Annotated in this window: 15 protein-coding genes; 6 read left to right on the plus strand and 9 right to left on the minus strand. The window is 70.8% G+C overall.

Features of this window, described 5'->3' with window-relative positions:
* The gene (gene uvrA, locus ACIA5G_RS50220) at window positions 1–2,862 is read right to left on the minus strand and encodes an excinuclease ABC subunit UvrA (protein ID WP_395937018.1); all 2,862 of its coding nucleotides are present in this window, start codon (window positions 2,860–2,862) and stop codon (window positions 1–3) included.
* Between the two features lie 75 nt (window positions 2,863–2,937).
* A complete protein-coding gene (locus tag ACIA5G_RS50225) occupies window positions 2,938–4,146 on the minus strand; it encodes an acyltransferase family protein (protein ID WP_395937020.1) in 1,209 nt (402 codons plus the stop codon).
* 106 nt (window positions 4,147–4,252) lie between these two features.
* Here ACIA5G_RS50225 and ACIA5G_RS50230 point away from each other — a divergent pair, with 106 nt between their 5' ends.
* Window positions 4,253–4,930 carry an MBL fold metallo-hydrolase gene (locus ACIA5G_RS50230; protein WP_395937022.1) on the plus strand — a complete coding sequence of 226 codons (678 nt, stop codon included), beginning with the start codon at window positions 4,253–4,255 and terminating at the stop codon, window positions 4,928–4,930.
* 6 nt (window positions 4,931–4,936) lie between these two features.
* Here the strand turns inward: ACIA5G_RS50230 and ACIA5G_RS50235 are convergent, their stop codons facing one another.
* A complete protein-coding gene (locus tag ACIA5G_RS50235) occupies window positions 4,937–5,287 on the minus strand; it encodes a hypothetical protein (protein ID WP_395937024.1) in 351 nt (116 codons plus the stop codon).
* Window positions 5,288–5,417: 130 nt separating this feature from the next.
* On the opposite strand from ACIA5G_RS50235, the gene ACIA5G_RS50240 reads away from it, so the two are divergent.
* Complete coding sequence (locus tag ACIA5G_RS50240; protein ID WP_395937026.1) at window positions 5,418–5,903, plus strand: hypothetical protein; 486 nt, start codon at window positions 5,418–5,420, stop codon at window positions 5,901–5,903.
* A gap of 15 nt (window positions 5,904–5,918) precedes the next feature.
* Here ACIA5G_RS50240 and ACIA5G_RS50245 read toward each other — a convergent pair whose 3' ends face one another.
* The 5 genes from ACIA5G_RS50245 to ACIA5G_RS50265 form a co-directional block, all read right to left on the minus strand.
* Window positions 5,919–6,701 carry a DUF1684 domain-containing protein gene (locus tag ACIA5G_RS50245; protein ID WP_395937028.1) on the minus strand — a complete coding sequence of 261 codons (783 nt, stop codon included), beginning with the start codon at window positions 6,699–6,701 and terminating at the stop codon, window positions 5,919–5,921.
* A gap of 20 nt (window positions 6,702–6,721) precedes the next feature.
* Entirely contained in the window at window positions 6,722–7,327 is a 606-nt protein-coding gene (locus ACIA5G_RS50250) for a hypothetical protein (protein WP_395937030.1), read from the minus strand.
* 7 nt (window positions 7,328–7,334) lie between these two features.
* Entirely contained in the window at window positions 7,335–8,300 is a 966-nt protein-coding gene (locus ACIA5G_RS50255) for a hypothetical protein (RefSeq protein ID WP_395937032.1), read from the minus strand.
* 205 nt (window positions 8,301–8,505) lie between these two features.
* Entirely contained in the window at window positions 8,506–8,673 is a 168-nt protein-coding gene (locus ACIA5G_RS50260) for a hypothetical protein (protein ID WP_395937034.1), read from the minus strand.
* 110 nt (window positions 8,674–8,783) lie between these two features.
* Window positions 8,784–9,491: a Crp/Fnr family transcriptional regulator gene (locus tag ACIA5G_RS50265; RefSeq protein WP_395937036.1), complete on the minus strand. Its 708-nt coding sequence runs from the start codon at window positions 9,489–9,491 to the stop codon at window positions 8,784–8,786.
* A gap of 85 nt (window positions 9,492–9,576) precedes the next feature.
* Here ACIA5G_RS50265 and rnhA point away from each other — a divergent pair, with 85 nt between their 5' ends.
* From rnhA to ACIA5G_RS50285, 4 genes are all read left to right on the plus strand, one after another.
* The gene (gene rnhA, locus ACIA5G_RS50270) at window positions 9,577–10,038 is read left to right on the plus strand and encodes a ribonuclease HI (protein WP_395937038.1); all 462 of its coding nucleotides are present in this window, start codon (window positions 9,577–9,579) and stop codon (window positions 10,036–10,038) included.
* A gap of 60 nt (window positions 10,039–10,098) precedes the next feature.
* Window positions 10,099–10,479, plus strand: coding sequence for a YchJ family protein (locus ACIA5G_RS50275; protein WP_395937040.1), 381 nt, complete (start codon window positions 10,099–10,101; stop codon window positions 10,477–10,479).
* A gap of 44 nt (window positions 10,480–10,523) precedes the next feature.
* Window positions 10,524–11,756, plus strand: a complete 1,233-nt coding sequence (locus ACIA5G_RS50280) for a hypothetical protein (RefSeq protein WP_395937042.1) — start codon at window positions 10,524–10,526, stop codon at window positions 11,754–11,756.
* 118 nt (window positions 11,757–11,874) lie between these two features.
* Complete coding sequence (locus ACIA5G_RS50285) at window positions 11,875–14,952, plus strand: glycosyl hydrolase 2 galactose-binding domain-containing protein (RefSeq protein WP_395937044.1); 3,078 nt, start codon at window positions 11,875–11,877, stop codon at window positions 14,950–14,952.
* A gap of 33 nt (window positions 14,953–14,985) precedes the next feature.
* On the opposite strand, the gene ACIA5G_RS50290 is transcribed toward ACIA5G_RS50285, so the two are convergent.
* Window positions 14,986–16,371, minus strand: coding sequence for a carboxylesterase/lipase family protein (locus ACIA5G_RS50290; protein WP_395937046.1), 1,386 nt, complete (start codon window positions 16,369–16,371; stop codon window positions 14,986–14,988).
* Window positions 16,372–16,379: the final 8 nt, after the last annotated feature.

The following is a 16,379-nucleotide window of genomic DNA, read 5'->3' on the forward strand; positions in this document are numbered from 1 at the left end:
TTATTCGGGGGTGAGGACGGTGCGCAGGAACTCACCCGTGTAGCTGGCCTCGACACCGGCCACGTGCTCGGGGGTGCCCTCGGCGATCACCGTGCCACCGCCGTTGCCGCCCTCGGGACCCATGTCGATGATCCAGTCGGACGTCTTGATCACGTCGAGGTTGTGCTCGATCACGATCACCGTGTTGCCCTTGTCGACCAGCCCGTTGATCACGCCGATCAGCTTGCTGATGTCCTCGAAGTGCAGGCCGGTGGTCGGCTCGTCGAGGATGTAGACCGTCTTGCCGGTGGAGCGCTTCTGCAGCTCGCTGGCCAGCTTCACGCGCTGCGCCTCACCGCCGGACAGCGTCGGCGCGGGCTGCCCGAGCCGGACGTAACCGAGGCCGACGTCGACCAGGGTGGCCAGGTGCCGGTGGATCGCCTTGATCGGCTCGAAGAACTCGGCCGCTTCCTCGATCGGCATGTCGAGCACGTCCGAGACGGTCTTGCCCTTGTAGTGGACTTCCAGCGTCTCCCGGTTGTACCGGGCGCCCTTGCAGACCTCGCAGGGGACGTAGACGTCCGGCAGGAAGTTCATCTCGATCTTGATCGTGCCGTCGCCGGCGCATGCTTCGCAGCGGCCGCCCTTGACGTTGAACGAGAACCGGCCCTGCTGGTAACCGCGGACCTTCGCCTCGGTGGTGGCCGCGAACAGCTTGCGGACGTGGTCCCAGACGCCGGTGTAGGTGGCCGGGTTGGACCGCGGGGTCCGCCCGATCGGCGACTGGTCGACGCGCACCAGCTTGTCGACGTGGCCGAGGCCGTTCACGCGGGTGTGCCGGCCGGGCACCTGGCGGGCGCCGTTGAGCTTGTTGGCCAGCACCGTCGCGAGGATGTCGTTGACCAGTGTCGACTTGCCCGAGCCGGAGACACCGGTGACCGAGACCAGGGCGCCGAGCGGGAACGAGACGTCCAGGCCGCGCAGGTTGTGCTCACGCGCGCCCACGACGGTCAGCTGCCGCTTCTTGTCGATCGGCCGCCGGATCGCCGGGACGTCGATCTTGCGGCGGCCGGACAGGTACTGCCCGGTGATCGACTCCTTGCTCTTCAGCAGCTTCTTGTACGGTCCACTGTGGACGATGTGGCCGCCGTGCTCGCCGGCGCCCGGGCCGATGTCGACCACCCAGTCGCTGGAGCGGATGGTGTCTTCGTCGTGCTCGACGACGATCAGCGTGTTGCCCAGGTTCCGCAACCGGGTCAGCGTCTCGATCAGCCGGTGGTTGTCGCGCTGGTGCAGGCCGATCGACGGCTCGTCCAGCACGTACAGCACGCCGACCAGGCCGGAGCCGATCTGGGTGGCGAGCCGGATGCGCTGCGCCTCGCCGCCGGACAGCGTCGCCGACGCGCGGTCGAGCGAGAGGTAGGTCAGGCCGACGTCCAGCAGGAAGCGCAGCCGCGCCTGGATCTCCTTGAGCACCGCGCCGGCGATCATCGACTCGCGCTGCCCCAGCTCCAGCTCGTCGAGGAACTGCGACGCCTCCGCGATGGACAGCCCGCAGACCTCGGCGATCGACATGTCGCCGCGGCTCTTGTGCTGCAGCGTGACGGCGAGGATCTCCGGCTTGAGCCGGGTGCCCTGGCAGGCCGGGCACGGCACCTCGCGCATGTAGCCCTCGTACCGCTCGCGCATGTACTCGGACTCGGTCTGCTCCTGGCGCCGCTCGAGGAACGGGATGACACCCTCGAAGTTCGCATAGTACGAACGCTGGCGGCCGTAACGGTTCTTGTAGCGGACGTGCACCTGCTCGTCGACGCCGTGCAGCACCGCCTTCTGGGCGCGCGCGGGCAGCTTGCGCCACGGCGTGTCCATCCGGAAGCCGATGGTCTCCGACAGCGACTCGAGCAGCCGGACGAAGTAGTCCGCGCTCTGCCCGCCCGACCACGGCGCGATCGCGCCCTCGGCCAGCGACAGCTCGTCGTCCGGGACCACCAGCTCGGGGTCGACCTCCTTGCGGATGCCGATGCCGGTGCACTCGGGGCAGGCGCCGTAGGGCGAGTTGAAGGAGAACGAGCGGGGCTCGAGGTCCTCGATGGCCAGCGGGTGGCCGTTGGGGCAGGCCAGGTTCTCGGAGAAGCCGCGGATCCGGTGCGGGTCGTTCTCCGGCAGGTCGACGAACTCGAGCTCGATCAGGCCGTCGGCCAGCCGCAGCGCCGTCTCGACCGAGTCGGTGAGCCGCTGGCGTGAGCTCGACTTCACGCTCAGCCGGTCGATGACCACGCCGATCTGGTGCTTTTCCTGCTTCTTCAGCTTCGGCGGGTCGGTGAGCGCGTGGACCGTGCCGTCGACGACCACCCGCGCGTAACCCTGCTGCTGCAGGTTCTCGAACAGGTCGACGTACTCGCCCTTGCGCCCGCGCACCACCGGCGCGAGCACCTGGAAGCGGACGCCTTCGTCCATCTCCAGCACCTGGTCGACGATCTGCTGCGGGGTCTGCTTGCTGATCGGCTCGCCGCACTTGGGGCAGTGCGCCTTGCCGGCGCGGGCGTAGAGCAGGCGCAGGTAGTCGTAGACCTCGGTGATGGTGCCCACGGTCGAGCGCGGGTTGCGCGAGGTGGACTTCTGGTCGATCGACACCGCGGGCGAGAGGCCCTCGATGAAGTCGACGTCCGGCTTGTCCATCTGCCCGAGGAACTGCCGGGCGTACGCCGAGAGCGACTCGACGTAGCGGCGCTGCCCTTCGGCGAAGATGGTGTCGAAGGCGAGGCTCGACTTCCCGGACCCGGACAGACCGGTGAACACGATCAGGCTGTCGCGGGGCAGGTCGAGATCCACTCCGCGGAGGTTGTGCTCGCGGGCACCGCGAACAACGAGGCGATCAGCCACGCCAGGGTCCCTTCAGTGTCATTCTCAGCTGCGGTTGCCGGCCCGGATGGAGGCTGCACGGGCGGCCTCTCCATGCTACGAGCCACCACCGACAGAAACTGGCTCCGCGTCCTTGACCTGCGGTTCTTCCGGCTTCCGGCGGGTGGTGAGCCACCGGTGGACCGGCCGTTCGACCCCCGCCGTGACCGCCCAGCCGGCCAGCACGGCGGCGCCGACGACCAACGGGAGCCGCAGCCAGCCGGGCAGGCCGGCGTCGAGCAGAGCGCGGGCCAGGACGTAGCCCAGTTCCTGGTGCACCAGATAAAGACCATACGAGATGCCCGCGAGCCAGGTGACGGCCGGGGCGATCCTCGCCAGCCCGGGGAACCGCCAGTCCGGGCCGCGGGCGGCCAGGCACACCAGCAGCAGGAGCACGGCGAACCCGATCGTGGACGGCCAGCGCTCGGCGTCCTGCGGCAGCGCGACGTGGAACGGGAAGACCTGCAGGTCCTGCGCGGCGACCGCGGCGGCCACGAACAGCCCGGCATGCCATGTCTTGAGCCGGCGCTGCGACCACAGCCACAGCGCGACGCCGATGGCGAAGACGTGCAGCCGGTGCAGGCCCAGGCCGTAGTAGAAGGTCTCGACGACCGGGCTCGCCGTCCCCGGCGCGAAGACGAGGAAGCGGAGCGCGAGCGGGACGAGGATCAGCGCCCACAGCAGGGCGACGGTCAGCCGATGCGTGCGCCACGACCGCGGCCAGAGCAGGGCGGCGCCGGTGAAGGCCAGCAGCTGCACCGGTAGCGTCCAGTAGGAGCCGTCGAGGTAGTAGAACGTGGCCGAGCGCACACCCCACTCCTGCACCATGCCGAGGTTGGCGACCAGGTCCAGCCCGGTCGGGATGTACCACGGCGACGGGTTCGCCGGCGGCCCCTGCGGCACGCCGAAGAGGAACCCGGTGACACCGGGCGGGTAGGGCAGGCCGCTGAAGGAGATGGCGGCCCACCGCGTCACGACGTAGGTCACCAGGACGGCGACGAGGTAGGCCGGCACGAGGCGCGCGACGCGGTTCCACAGCCACCGGCGCGGATTGCCCTTGCGGAGGCTCGCGCAAACGAAGAAGGCCGAGATCACCAGCAGGATCGCCGCCCCGAACTGCGCTGTCACCCGCACGGGGTACCCCGTGAGTTCGGGGTGCAGGAGCGCTCCCTGGTGCGTGACGTGCCCGAGGATCACCGCGAGAACGGCGACTACGCGGAGGAGGTCCCAGCTGATCCGGCGCGGCGCCGTCGGGGTGGTGGGCACGGTCTTCCTGGGGTCGGCGGGCTGGGCTTCCCGAGCCTACGTGGCGAGGTGAGCGCACGCTTGTGCGGGTGGAACCGCTTGGAGCGAAACGACTACCGTGTGCAGGGTGAACATCGTGGAGACCTACACCGGGCACGTCGACCCGGGCGGCGACGCCACCCGGCGCACCCTGGACGCGCTGACCATCACCAAGCTGTCCGTCGGCCCGATGGACAACAACACGTACCTCCTGGTGTGCCGCGCCTCGCAGGAAGCCCTGCTGATCGACGCGGCGGCCGACCCGGAGCGCATCTCGGACCTGATCGGCCACGGCCCGGACCGGCCCGCGCTGAAGACGGTGGTGACGACCCACCAGCACCAGGACCACTGGCAGGCCCTGGGCGCGGTGGCGGGGGCGAACGGCGCGAACACGGCGGCGCATCCGCTGGACGCTTCGCCGTTGCCGGTGCCGCCGGACTTCCTCGTGGAGCACGGGGACACCCTCGCCGTGGGGCAGGTCACCCTTTCGGTGATCCACCTGCGAGGGCACACGCCGGGGTCGATCGCGCTGCTGTACCGCGATCCTTCGGGGCACCCGCACCTGTTCACGGGAGATTCGCTGTTCCCGGGTGGGGTGGGGCGGACTACGTCGCCGGAGGACTTCTCGTCTCTGTTGGACGATGTGTCGTCGCGGGTGTTTGACGAGCTGCCGGATGAGACGTGGTTCTATCCGGGGCACGGGGATGATTCGACGCTGGGTGCGGAGCGGTCGAAGCTGAAGGAGTGGCGCGAGCGCGGCTGGTGAGCTCGGCTAGATCGACGGGTCGTGGAGCCAAGCGACTTCGCCGGTTTCGGGCAGCCGCCCGAGTTCCGCGGTCTCGGCCGCGATCCGGCGGAGGCGCTCCTCCTTGGTGCCGGGCCACGGCGTGAAGCCCGGATCCTCCGCGACGAGGTCACCGGGTACCGCGCCGCGGTCGATCAGGTCACCGATGACGGCCAGCAGCGCCGCCGTCAGCTCGTCGGATGTCGCGCCCTGTCCCGCGATGGTGCCGGCCACCGCGCTGATCGGTGACATCCCCACCCAGTCTTCTCGCGCGTAGTCGAGCAGGTAGGCAAGGTCCTTCTCGCCGACGGTGATCGTGGGCCTCCGATCCGGTTCCATCTCGTTCGGAGCAGCAGGGTAACGCTTGAGCAGTCAAAAGCCGCCCACCAAGCAACTCCCCGGACGAACCGGACGTCCCCCGAAGACCCCAGCGCTGGGACTTCCGCCGGTTCACTCCAGGAGGTCCACCATGTCCAGACCCGTCAGACGCGCGCTCCTCGCCGTCACGATCGTGCTCGCCGGGACGCTTGCCGCCGCCGTTCCCTCGAATGCCGCTGTGCCCGGCGTTCCCACTCTGACCGGCATCCGGACCGGTAACAACCCCGGGTTCGACCGCATCGTGCTCGACCTCGGCCCCGGGGCCACGCCTGTCCCGAGCTACCAGCTCGTCGACGAGCTCACCGCCGACCCGAGCGGCGAAATCGTGTGGCTCACCGGGGAGTACTTCATCAACGTCACCGTGCCGTACGCCGCGGCGCACGATGACAACGGGAACCCGACCTACCCCGGGCCGCAGAAGTTCCGGACGCGGAACCTCGCCAACGTCATGGCCGTCGCCGTCATCGGGGACTGGGAGGCCCACCTGACGATCGGGCTCGGCGTGCGGTCGAGGACCGCGGTGAACGTCTTCACGCTCACCGCGCCCAACCGCGTTGTCGTCGACGTCGCCCACTGACGGCGGGCGGGGGAGTCACCCGCGCTCGTACGGGATCTTCTCCCCCGCCTCGACCGCGAACGGCAGGTGGTTGCCCGCCGGCGGCAGCGGGCACGTCGCGAAGTCCGTGAACGCGCACGGCAGGTTCACCGCCCGGTTGAAGTCCAGGGTGACCGACCCGTCCGGCGAAGGCGCACCCACCGGCAACGACCGGTTCGCCGCGTACGTCGTCGTGCCGCTCGTCTCGTCGGTGAACAGGATGCTGAGCCCGCCGTCCTTCCCGTTGAACGCGGTCAGCGTGTGCGACGCGCCGTCGTGGGAGAAGTGGACCAGGCCCGGCGCCGTGTAGACGTGGCTCAGGCCCTCCACCACGGCGCCGACCGTCGTCGGCCGCGGCGCGTCGAACGGCTCGAAGCGGCCCGAAACCACCCACGACGGCGACGGCTCGAACGCCGGGATCCCGTGGAATCCGCGCAGCACCTCGGCCTTCGGGTCGTGGACGCGGATCAGGTACCCCGACCGGCGGGCCACCTCGATCTCGACGTCGCCGGCCAGCACCCGGGTGCCCGCGCCGCTGTTGACCAGCTCGAACCGCCGGACGTCGGTCAGCGCGGCGCCTTCGTGTTCGAGCGAACCGCCCGCCGGGTCGACGTACGCCGCGTCGGCGTCCTGCCACCAGCGGCCGGGGATGCCCGGGTACTCGCGCGGCTCGTCGGTCAGCCAGTCCAGCGACACCAGCGCCAGCCAGCCGTGCGGCGCCGCGAGGTCCGTCTCGCGCCGGGTCTTCCAGTCCTGCCAGTCCTCGGTGAACGTGCTCATCGCGGGGCCCTTCCCGTCGGCTACCCCGGTGCCAACCCGCCGTCCGCGCCGGTATTCCGCGTCCCAGTATCCGGACCGGCGCGCAGCCAGGCGATTTCGCGCTCACCGCCGGCCGGGACGACCACGCGCCGGAACTCCGCGGCGTCGGCGACGGTGGCGTGGAACCGGTCGGAGACGATCAGCAGCTGGTCGGCCTCCGGCACCGCCGTCATCGCCGCCTTCAACTCTTCGGCCTCGCACAGCCACGTCGACAGCGCGACCGCCGCACCCCCGAAGTGCGGCGGTCGCAGCACGACGTCGCCGTGGTCGGCCGCCAGCCGCAACCGCAGCCTGCCGAACTCGTTGAGGTGGCGGTTCCGGCGCCGCAGCGCCTCGGCCAGCAGGCCGACGAGCTCCGTCACGACCCACCACGGCGGCACCGACGGCGGGATGACCAGCGTGGTGTGGTCCCCCTCCGGCCGGCGGAACCACGTCGGCGTCCGGTAGGGCACCGGGACCTGCTCGAACACCTCGTCCAGCACCCCGTCGAGGGTGACGCCGAGGTGCACCGCGCGGGCGGTGCGGCCGCGGCTCGGCGCGACGATCCCGATCCGGACGACGGTCGCGGCCACCGGGACGGTGCGCATGGCGGGCTCAGTCCTCCCGCGGGGCGAACGACCACTGCAGACCGTAGCTCAGCCCCTGGTGCAGCTCGTGGAACTCGAGCCCGACCTCGCCGACGCGGTTGACCGTGAGCGCGTCACCCGAGTCGACACCGTCGTCGATCACCCGTCCCGGCACGCCGTTGAGCCGCCACACCCGGGCCGGCGGGTCGGCGCGGTCGAACCGGACCCGCACCGAGAACTCCTCGCAGCGGCGCAGCGGGGTCAGGACGTAGTACGGCCGCAGCGACGTGCGCCGCGGCGCGAAGCGGATGCCGTATTCGTGGCGCTGGCCCAGGCGCAACGGGCTCGGTAGCCGCATGATGAACTGCGCGTGGCTGGCCGAAACCTGGCGCGCTTCGACGATCTCGCCGCCGAAGAGGACCTCGGCGGTGATGTCCGGCACCGGGTCGCTGCCCGGCTCGGCCGGCACGCTGAACGACAGCACCAGCTCGTCGAGCTCGTCGACCTCCGCGACGATCCGGCGCTCCTCCTGCAGGTCCGGCGGGTCGCGGTCGAGCTGGACCATCGCCTTCATCGACTCGACGTACCAGCCGGCCAGCGGGTGCAGGTCACGGCCGCGCGGGGGCGCGCCGAGCAGCTCGTCGAGCCGGCGGAACGCGAGGTCGATGCGGCGCCGCGCGGTGCGCGGGTCGCGGTCGAGGACGCTGGCCAGCCACGAGATCCGGCGGTCGAGGAACTCCCCCGCGGCCTCTTCGTGCAGGCCGAACGCCGCGAACGCGGCCAGCCGCAGGTCGGCCGGCAGCCGGCCGCACAGCTCGGTGAGCCGCAGCACGAGCTTGTGCCGCGCGTCGGCGGGCTGGTCGGTTTCGGTGATGCCGCACGCCGTCCGCAGCCCGGGGCCGATCCGCTGGTGCAGGTCGGCCGCGTCGAGCCCGCGGCCGCGGCGCAGTTCGTTCAGCTCGGGGACGAACGCGGCGGAGTTCTCCGGCGTCATCCCACCCCCTCCCGGTCCCGCGTCGGAAAGAACGGTTCAGATTACCAGCGGCGGTTCCGCGCCGGGGTGACAAATTCCGGACACCGTTTTCGCGGAATGGCCCGGCCGGCCGGCCCCCCACGAGTCGGCCGGCCGGGCTGCACCGCGGGTCAGCGGGCGCCGAAGATCAGCGCCCAGATCGAGTGGCTCTCCATCACACACCTCCTCATCGCTGTGCCCAGGCCGAGGCGGAGATCGGGGCGGTGCCGCGGGACGTCTGCGCGTCCGGCTCCGCCGCGTTTCCGGTGGCCGCGAGGAATCCCGCGAGTGCACCGACCACGAACGCGGCGAAGACCGATTTCACCAGGGTCAAAATCCTGCAGTAGACGTTCACGACAAGCACTCCCCGACCTCGCTCGAAATGAAATCCGGCCGGTCGGCATCGTTTTCTTTCCGGCCGGGCTCCAGAATCGCCGGGCGGCGGCGGGAGTCAGATGCCCGCTGTCACGGGCCTTGTGTGCCGTTTGGCTCAGAACGGGCGAGGGCGCGCAGGACGCGCAGCTGGCGGATGAGGATCCGGCGGCGGCCGGTTTCGACGATCCCGCGCTCCCGCAGCATGTGCAGGGCCCGCGCCACGGTCCGCCGGGCGGCGCCGACCTGCGCGGCCATGTCGGTCTGCGACAGCGAGTCCTCGACGACGACCCCCTCGGGGACGGCGCGGCCGTGCTCTTCGGCCAGCCGGACGAGCAACCCCGCCACCCGCCGGCTCACGTCGTAGGCGGCGGAGTCGACCCGCGCCGACTCGGCGTTGCGGAGCCTGGCCGCGACCGTCTTGATCGTCGCGATGGCGATCTCCGGCCGGTTGCGCAGCACCGCGACGAACTGGGCGCCGCTCAGCTGGAAGACGGTGCACGGCTCGATCGCCCGGACCGACGCCGTCCGCGGCAGGCCGGTCACCGCCGCGAGGTCGCCGAGCACCTCACCGGGACCGCGGAGCCCGAAGAGCACCTCACGGCCGTCTTCGACGATCGTGGAGACCCGGACCCAGCCGGCGACCAGCACGTGGACGTGGTCGGACGGGTCACCCTCCATCAGCACGACGTCGTTCGCCCGGAACCGGCGGCGGGTGCCCCGGGCGAGCAGGTAGTCCCGATCGGGGTCGGCGAGGTAGGCCAGGAGCGCCCCGTCCACCGAGTCGTCGTGCGCGTTCATCGGAGGCCTCCCGCTCCGCTCCGGATCTCCACCGTAACCCGGCGTGGCGGCCGGGGGCGAGGGTCGTGACCGGTAGGGTCGCCGCGTGGACGTGGAGATCTACACCGACGGTGCGTGCAGCGGGAACCCCGGACCGGGCGGCTGGGGCGCGGTGCTGCGCTACGGCCGCCACGAGCGCGAGCTCTACGGCGGCGAGGCCACGCCGACCACGAACAACCGGATGGAGCTCACCGCGCCGATCCGCGCGCTGGAGAGCCTGACCCGGCCGTCGCAGGTGCGCGTGTTCACGGACAGCACGTACGTGCGCAACGGGATCACGCAGTGGCTGCCCCGTTGGAAGAAGAACGGCTGGCAGACGACGGCGCGCGAACCGGTCAAGAACGCGGACCTGTGGCAGCGCCTGGACGCGGCGGTCGGCGGCCACGAGGTCGAGTGGCTGTGGGTCAAGGGGCATGCCGGGCACCCGGAGAACGAGCGGGCGGACAAGCTCGCGGTGCGGGGTGCGCACGAGGCACGGGATTCCGGGAAGCCCGTCAACGCCGATTAGTCCTGAGTGGACGGTCGCGGCGCCGTTCCGCCGGCCGGCCCGCCGTGGCACAATTCGCCGATGCCTCCCGCCCCGTGCCCGTGTGGCCTCGCCGAGTCCTACGCCGCCTGTTGCGGCCGGTTCCACGAAGGCGGTCTCGCGGCGCCGACGGCCGAACTGCTGATGCGGTCGCGGTTCAGCGCCTTCGCCGTCGGGGACACCGCTTACCTGCTGCGCACCTGGCACCCGGACACCCGGCCGCGGCGGCTGGCCCTCGACGCCGGTCAGCAGTGGACGCGGCTGGAGATCCTCGGCCGCACCGACGGCGGCCTGCTGCACACCGAGGGCACCGTCGAGTTCCGGGCGCACTACCGCCACCGCGGCCGGGAAGGCTTCCTCGAGGAGAACAGCCGGTTCCGGCGCGCGGACGGCCACTGGGTCTACCTCGACGCGGAAGCCTGAAACTCGCCCCACGCAGCGCCGCCGCCGTGCTAAACAGTGCGGCGATGGGAAAACTGACGCGCCGCGCCCGGGCGAAGGCGGACTATCTCGGCTTCATCGGCGCCCGGGAGTGGCCGCTCGCCGCCTCCGGGCTAGGGGTTTTGCTCGGGGTGGTCACCATCCTGCCGAGCGCCGTCGGGGTGGTGCTCTCCGTCGTCGCGCTCGGGCTCGGTGTCGCCACCTTCACCCGGGATGTCCGGCTGCTGCGCCGCCGCTGGGCCGGGTTCGAGTTCACCACCATCGCGGCGCCCTTCCCGACCGCCGAACTGCCGCCGCCGTCGGCCTACCCGCCGTCGGACTACCTCGCTGTGCCCGCCCGCGGGACCGCGCTGGTCAGCGACGCGATCGACCGGGACCTCTGGACGCAACGGCACACGATCGCCGTCGCCGAAGAGCCCTACCGGCTGCCGCCCGCCCTCAAAGCGACCGCGCCGCACGTGCTGCCGCTGCGGGCGCGCGGCCGGCTGCTGTTCAACGGCCCCATCGTCGGCATGCGCGGCGATCCACTGCCCGCCGCCGGCACGCGGCCCGCGCCGATCCGGCTGCACCGCGCCCGGTTCTTCGACGCCGTCTGCTCGAACGAGCTCGGCACGCTCCGCATTACCCGCGCGGACACCGGCGAGGAGTACGACCTCCGCAAGGCCGAACTGACCGACACCGACGGCGCGCTCCGGGAGCTCGGCAGCAGCACGCTGGCCGATCTCGTCGGCGTCTCCACCGTCGCCTTCACCACCGACGGCAAGCTCGTCACCGTCCGGCAGTCGTCGCTCAACTCCGTCAGCGGGCTGCTGCTCGCGCCGTCGGGCAGCGGCTCGCTCGAGCCTCGGGACCTGCGCACCCCCGACGGCGGCCCGCGCCGCTCCCTCCACACCGCCGTCTGCGCCGGAATGGAACGCGAACTGTGTGAGGAGAGCGGGCTCGAACCCGAAGACGTTCGTGAGACGAAGCTGGTCGGGTTCGCGCGCTGGATGGAACGCGGCGCGAAGCCCGAGTTCTTCGGCGTGACCGAGCTGGCGGTCGACAGCACGGAGATCGCCGCGCGCCGCCCGGTCAGCGGCGAGCGCCTCTACAGCGCCGGGCTGACGCTCTTCGACGTCGACCTCCCGGCGGTCGGGGCCGCACTGAGCGACGGTGTCCCGCTGAGCGAGGCACTCCCGCAGCGGATCTGGGAGGACGGTTCGCTGCCGCTCCTGCTGGCCCTGCGTGCCGCGGCGGCATGGCAAGCGACCCGGGTCTGACCGGAACGCCCCTGTTCTCCCGGTGACCGGACCGCTACGATCGTCCGCAATTGTTAGGAAAGTTCCCTAACGATGGTCCCGCTGTCCCACGCCGCCACGGTGCCTAGGAGGCGCGCTAGTGAGCTATCGGCAGAGAAGAACCCGGACCCTCCTCGGGGCGGCAGTGCTCGCCGTCGCCGTGATCGGGGCGACCGTCCCGGCGGCGACCGGGCAGGAGCAGGCGAGAGCGGTGGTCACCGCCGCGGCGCCGGCCACCGCGGTGCCCGGCTTCCTGATCCAGACGTCGGCGCAGGTCAGCGACGACTCGGCGGTCTCGAAGCCCGGCTTCAACACGGCCGGCTGGTACCCGGTCGGGCCGCGCTCGACCGTCTACGCCGGACTGCTGGCCAACGGCAAGTACGCCGACCCCTTCTACTCGACGAACATGAAGAACGTGCCGGCCGCGGACTTCAAGGTCCCGTGGTGGTACCGCACCGACCTCACCGTCACCGACACCACCCAGCGCACCTACCTCGACTTCAGCGGCGTGCTGTCGAAGGCCGACGTCTGGGTCAACGGGACGCGGATCGCGGACAAGACCCAGGTCAACGGCGCCTACACGCGCCACGACCTGGACATCACCGCGCAGGTCAAGGCCGGGACCAACAGCATCGCGTTCAAGGTCTACCCGAACGACCCCAACAAGGACCTGTCGATGGGCTGGATCGACTGGGCCCAGACCCCGCCGGACCAGAACATGGGCATCGTGCGGGACGTCCTGGTGCGCCGCAGCGGGCCGGTCGCGCTGCGCGGCGGCCACGTCATCACGAAGCTGCCGTCCCAGAGCCACGCCGACCTCACGGTGAAGGCCGACGTCCGCAACGACTCGGCGGCCGCGGTGTCCACGACGGTCTCCGGCACCGTCGCCGGCAAACCGATCAGCCAGACGGTTTCCCTGGCGGCCAAGGAGAAGAAGACCGTCACGTTCCCGGTGGTCGGGATCGACAACCCGCAGGTCTGGTGGCCGGCCGGGATGGGCGGGCAGCCGCTCTACGACCTCGACCTGACCGCGAACGTCGGCGGCACGGCGTCCGACACCTCGCACTCCAGCTTCGGCGTGCGCCAGGTGACGGCGAACAAGAACTCCAGCGGCGGCCGGTCGTACACGATCAACGGGCGCCCGCTGCTGATCAAGGGCGGCGGTTACTCGCCGGACCTGTTCCTGCGCTGGAACGAGCAGTTCGCGGCGGACAAGCTCGCCTACGTCAAGGACCTCGGGCTCAACACCGTGCGCCTGGAGGGGCACATCGAGCCGGACGAGTTCTTCGACCTCGCCGACCGGATGGGCGTGCTCACACTGCCCGGCTGGGAGTGCTGCGACAAGTGGGAAGGCCAGGTCAACGGCGACGAGAAGGGTGACCCGTGGACCGCTGCGGACTACCCCGTCGCGAAGGCGTCGATGACCGCGGAGGCCGAGCGCCTGCGCGATCACCCGAGCGTCATCTCGTTCCTGATCGGCAGTGACTTCGCGCCCGACGCGACGATCGAGAAGAACTACCTCGACGCGCTCAACGCCGCGGACTGGCCCACCCCGGTGGTCCCGGCCGCGTCGGCGAAGTCGTCACCCCAGCTCGGCTCGTCGGGCATGAAGATGAACGGGCCGTACGACTACGTCCCGCCGAACTACTGGTACGACAAGGCGCACAGCGACCTCGGCGGTGCCTGGAGCTTCAACTCGGAGACCAGTGCCGGGCCGGACATCCCGACGATGGACACGCTGAAGCGGATGATGTCATCGAGCGAGCTGGACACGATATGGAAGAGCCCGTCGACCGCGCAGTACCACCGGTCGTCGTCCTCGACGTTCGCCAACCTGAAGCTCTTCGGCGACGCGCTCACCGGCCGCTACGGCAAGCCGGCGAGCCTCGACGACTTCGTCCGGAAGGCGCAGCTGGCGCAGTACGAGAACGTCCGCGCCGAGTTCGAGTCGCACTCGCGCAACTTCAGCGACGGCTCGAACCCGTCGACCGGGATCATCTACTGGATGCTCAACAGCGGCTGGACTTCGCTGCACTGGCAGCTGTTCGACGCCTACCTCGACCAGAACGGCTCCTACTTCGGGGCCAAGAAGGCGAACGAGCCGCTGCACATCCAGTATTCGTACGACACCAAGTCCGTGGTGGTGGTCAACCACAACCACGACGCGGCGTCGAACCTCACCGCGTCCGTGAAGCTGTACAACCTGGACGGCACGGAGAAGTTCAACCAGTCGAAGACCGTGTCGGTGGGTGGTGACGGTGCGAAGACCACCGCGCTGACCATCGGCTCGGTGAGCGGGCTGTCGACGACGTACCTGGCGAAGCTGGTCCTGACCGACGGATCGGGCAAGGAGGTCAGCCGCAACGTCTACTGGCTGTCCACCAAGGCCGACACCCTGGATTGGGCCAACAGCGACTGGTACTACACGCCGACGACGTCGTACGCCGACCTGTCCGGGCTCAACGGCCTGGGCCAGGTGGCGGTCGACACGACCGCGAACTCGACGGCCAACGCCGACGGCACCACGACCACCAAGGTGACGCTGAAGAACGGCTCAACCGGCAAGGTGCCGGCGTTCTTCGTCGACGCGCACGTGGTCGGCGCGGCGGGTGCGCCGGTGCTGCCGGTGCGGTGGACCGACAACCAGGTCAGCCTCTGGCCCGGCGAGTCGACCACGCTGACCGCGACCTACCGGACCGCGGACCTCAAGGGCGCCAAGCCGTCCGTGCGGGTCGCGGGCTGGAACACCGGGACGAAGACGATCCCGGCGGACGGCACCGTCGATCCCGGCCCGGGCACCCCGGTGGACTACCAGGCTGAGAACGCCACGATCACCAGCGGCGTCGCGGAGTCGAACCACGCCGGGTTCACCGGCACCGGGTTCGTCAACTACGACAACACGGTCGGCAGCGCGGTGGAGTTCTCCGTCGCCGCGGCCGCGGCGGGTTCCGCGAACGTCGTCCTGCGGTTCGCCAACGGCACCACGGTGAACCGGCCGATGGACGTCACCGTGAACGGCACGAAGGTGGCGTCCGCGGTGGCCTTCGGCGGCACCGGGAACTGGGACACCTGGCAGACGGTCACGATTCCGGTGACGCTGACCGCCGGGACGAACAAGATCAAGGCGACCGCGACAACCGCCAACGGCGGCCCGAACGTCGACAAGATCACCGTCTAGGCCTGAGCCGGGGCGGTGTCGCGCCGCCCCGGCTCAGTCCCAGAGGAGACGCTGGTCGCGGTCCGGATCGGACACCGTCGTGCTGACGTCGTCGAAGATGCGCGTGACCCGGTCTTCCGGGCGGTAGCGCGGCCAGCCCGGGTCGCCGGTCGCGACGAACCGGACCCACGCGCCGAACATCTCCGTCGCCACTACCTGCATCCGCTCGGCCGGGAACGTCCGGCCGGCGAAGAGGAACCGCCAGTTCTTGTTGCGGATGTCGTCGAACACCAACGGCAGGTCGAGCCCGTGCGGCGCGCCGAGACCGCGACCGCGCGGGGCGATCCGCCAGTCGAGCCGGTACATCCAGGCGTCCGGCTGCCTCTCGGCGAAGCGGATCGCCGGGATCCACCAGTCCCCCGCGGTCAGCGCCCGGTTACGGATCTGATCCTCCGGCCAATCAAGAAGTTCGCGATAAGCGGCGACGGCCTTCTCGATCTCGGCTGCGTCCAGCATCGTCGAACCGACGCCCAGGAGCTTCGCGCCGCCCGACTGGAGCCAGCTGAACAGGTCTTCTTCGTCAGCCGTCGTCCCGATGAGCAGCGGGACGTCGCGGACGCTGTCCAGCGGCCGTTCCGGCAGCAGTTCGTCGCCGACGACCACACGGTAGGTCACCTTGGTCCCGGACACCGCCGAAACCCGTTGCTGCGCCTCGAGAATCCGCTTCACGGGCAGCGTCGCCAGGTCCTCCGGCGAGACGTCCAGTTCGGACAGCACCGCCGAAGCGACCGCCGCACCTTCGGCCGGGGTGTGCACGACCGAGCCGACGCCGGTGCCGCTCTGCACGATCGCCTGCCGCACGAGCCCGCGCGTGGCGGGCACCGCGAGCAGCGTCCCGACCGTGCGCCCGCCGTTCGACTGCCCGGCGAGCGTGACACGGCCCGGGTCGCCCCCGAACGCGCCGACGTTGTCCCGCACCCATTCCAGGGCGGCGACCTGGTCGCGCAGAGACAGGTTGGAGTCGGCGACCCCGGGCAGGTGCAGCATGCCGAGCACGCCGAGCCGGTAGGCGACGGTCACGACGACCACACCTCGCCGTGCGAAGGCGGACCCGTCGAACTGGTGCGGCGCGCCCATCACGCCGCCCCCGCCGTGGATCCACACGAGCACGGGGTACGAGCCGGGCGACGCCGGGGCGTAGACGTTCAGGTAGAGGCAGTCTTCGTCGCCGGTGAAGCTGCGCCCGGTCAGCTCGGGCTGCGGCGCCCGCGCGGCCCACTTCGTCGCGTCGCGCTCCCCGGACCACCGCCGCACCGGCCGGGGCGCGCGGAACCGCAGCTCCCCCACCGGCGGCTCGGCGTAGGGCACGCCGAGGAAGGTCCTGACCCCGTCCCGCTCGGACCCGCGCAGGGCGCCGGCCGCGATCTCCACCGTCGTCACGAACCCAG

It is taken from the genome of Amycolatopsis sp. NPDC051758 (assembly GCF_044453095.1).
GTDB lineage: Bacteria > Actinomycetota > Actinomycetes > Mycobacteriales > Pseudonocardiaceae > Amycolatopsis.

Bases quoted from the DNA above. Each gene is read 5' to 3' on its own strand.
- ACIA5G_RS50235 (WP_395937024.1), bottom strand. From the start codon at position 5,287: ATGGAACCGGATCGGAGGCCCACGATCACCGTCGGCGAGAAGGACCTT.
- ACIA5G_RS50240 (WP_395937026.1), top strand. From the start codon at position 5,418: ATGTCCAGACCCGTCAGACGCGCGCTCCTCGCCGTCACGATCGTGCTC.
- ACIA5G_RS50265 (WP_395937036.1), bottom strand. From the start codon at position 9,491: ATGAACGCGCACGACGACTCGGTGGACGGGGCGCTCCTGGCCTACCTC.
- ACIA5G_RS50255 (WP_395937032.1), bottom strand. From the start codon at position 8,300: ATGACGCCGGAGAACTCCGCCGCGTTCGTCCCCGAGCTGAACGAACTG.
- ACIA5G_RS50245 (WP_395937028.1), bottom strand. From the start codon at position 6,701: ATGAGCACGTTCACCGAGGACTGGCAGGACTGGAAGACCCGGCGCGAG.
- ACIA5G_RS50250 (WP_395937030.1), bottom strand. From the start codon at position 7,327: ATGCGCACCGTCCCGGTGGCCGCGACCGTCGTCCGGATCGGGATCGTC.
- ACIA5G_RS50280 (WP_395937042.1), top strand. From the start codon at position 10,524: ATGGGAAAACTGACGCGCCGCGCCCGGGCGAAGGCGGACTATCTCGGC.
- ACIA5G_RS50275 (WP_395937040.1), top strand. From the start codon at position 10,099: ATGCCTCCCGCCCCGTGCCCGTGTGGCCTCGCCGAGTCCTACGCCGCC.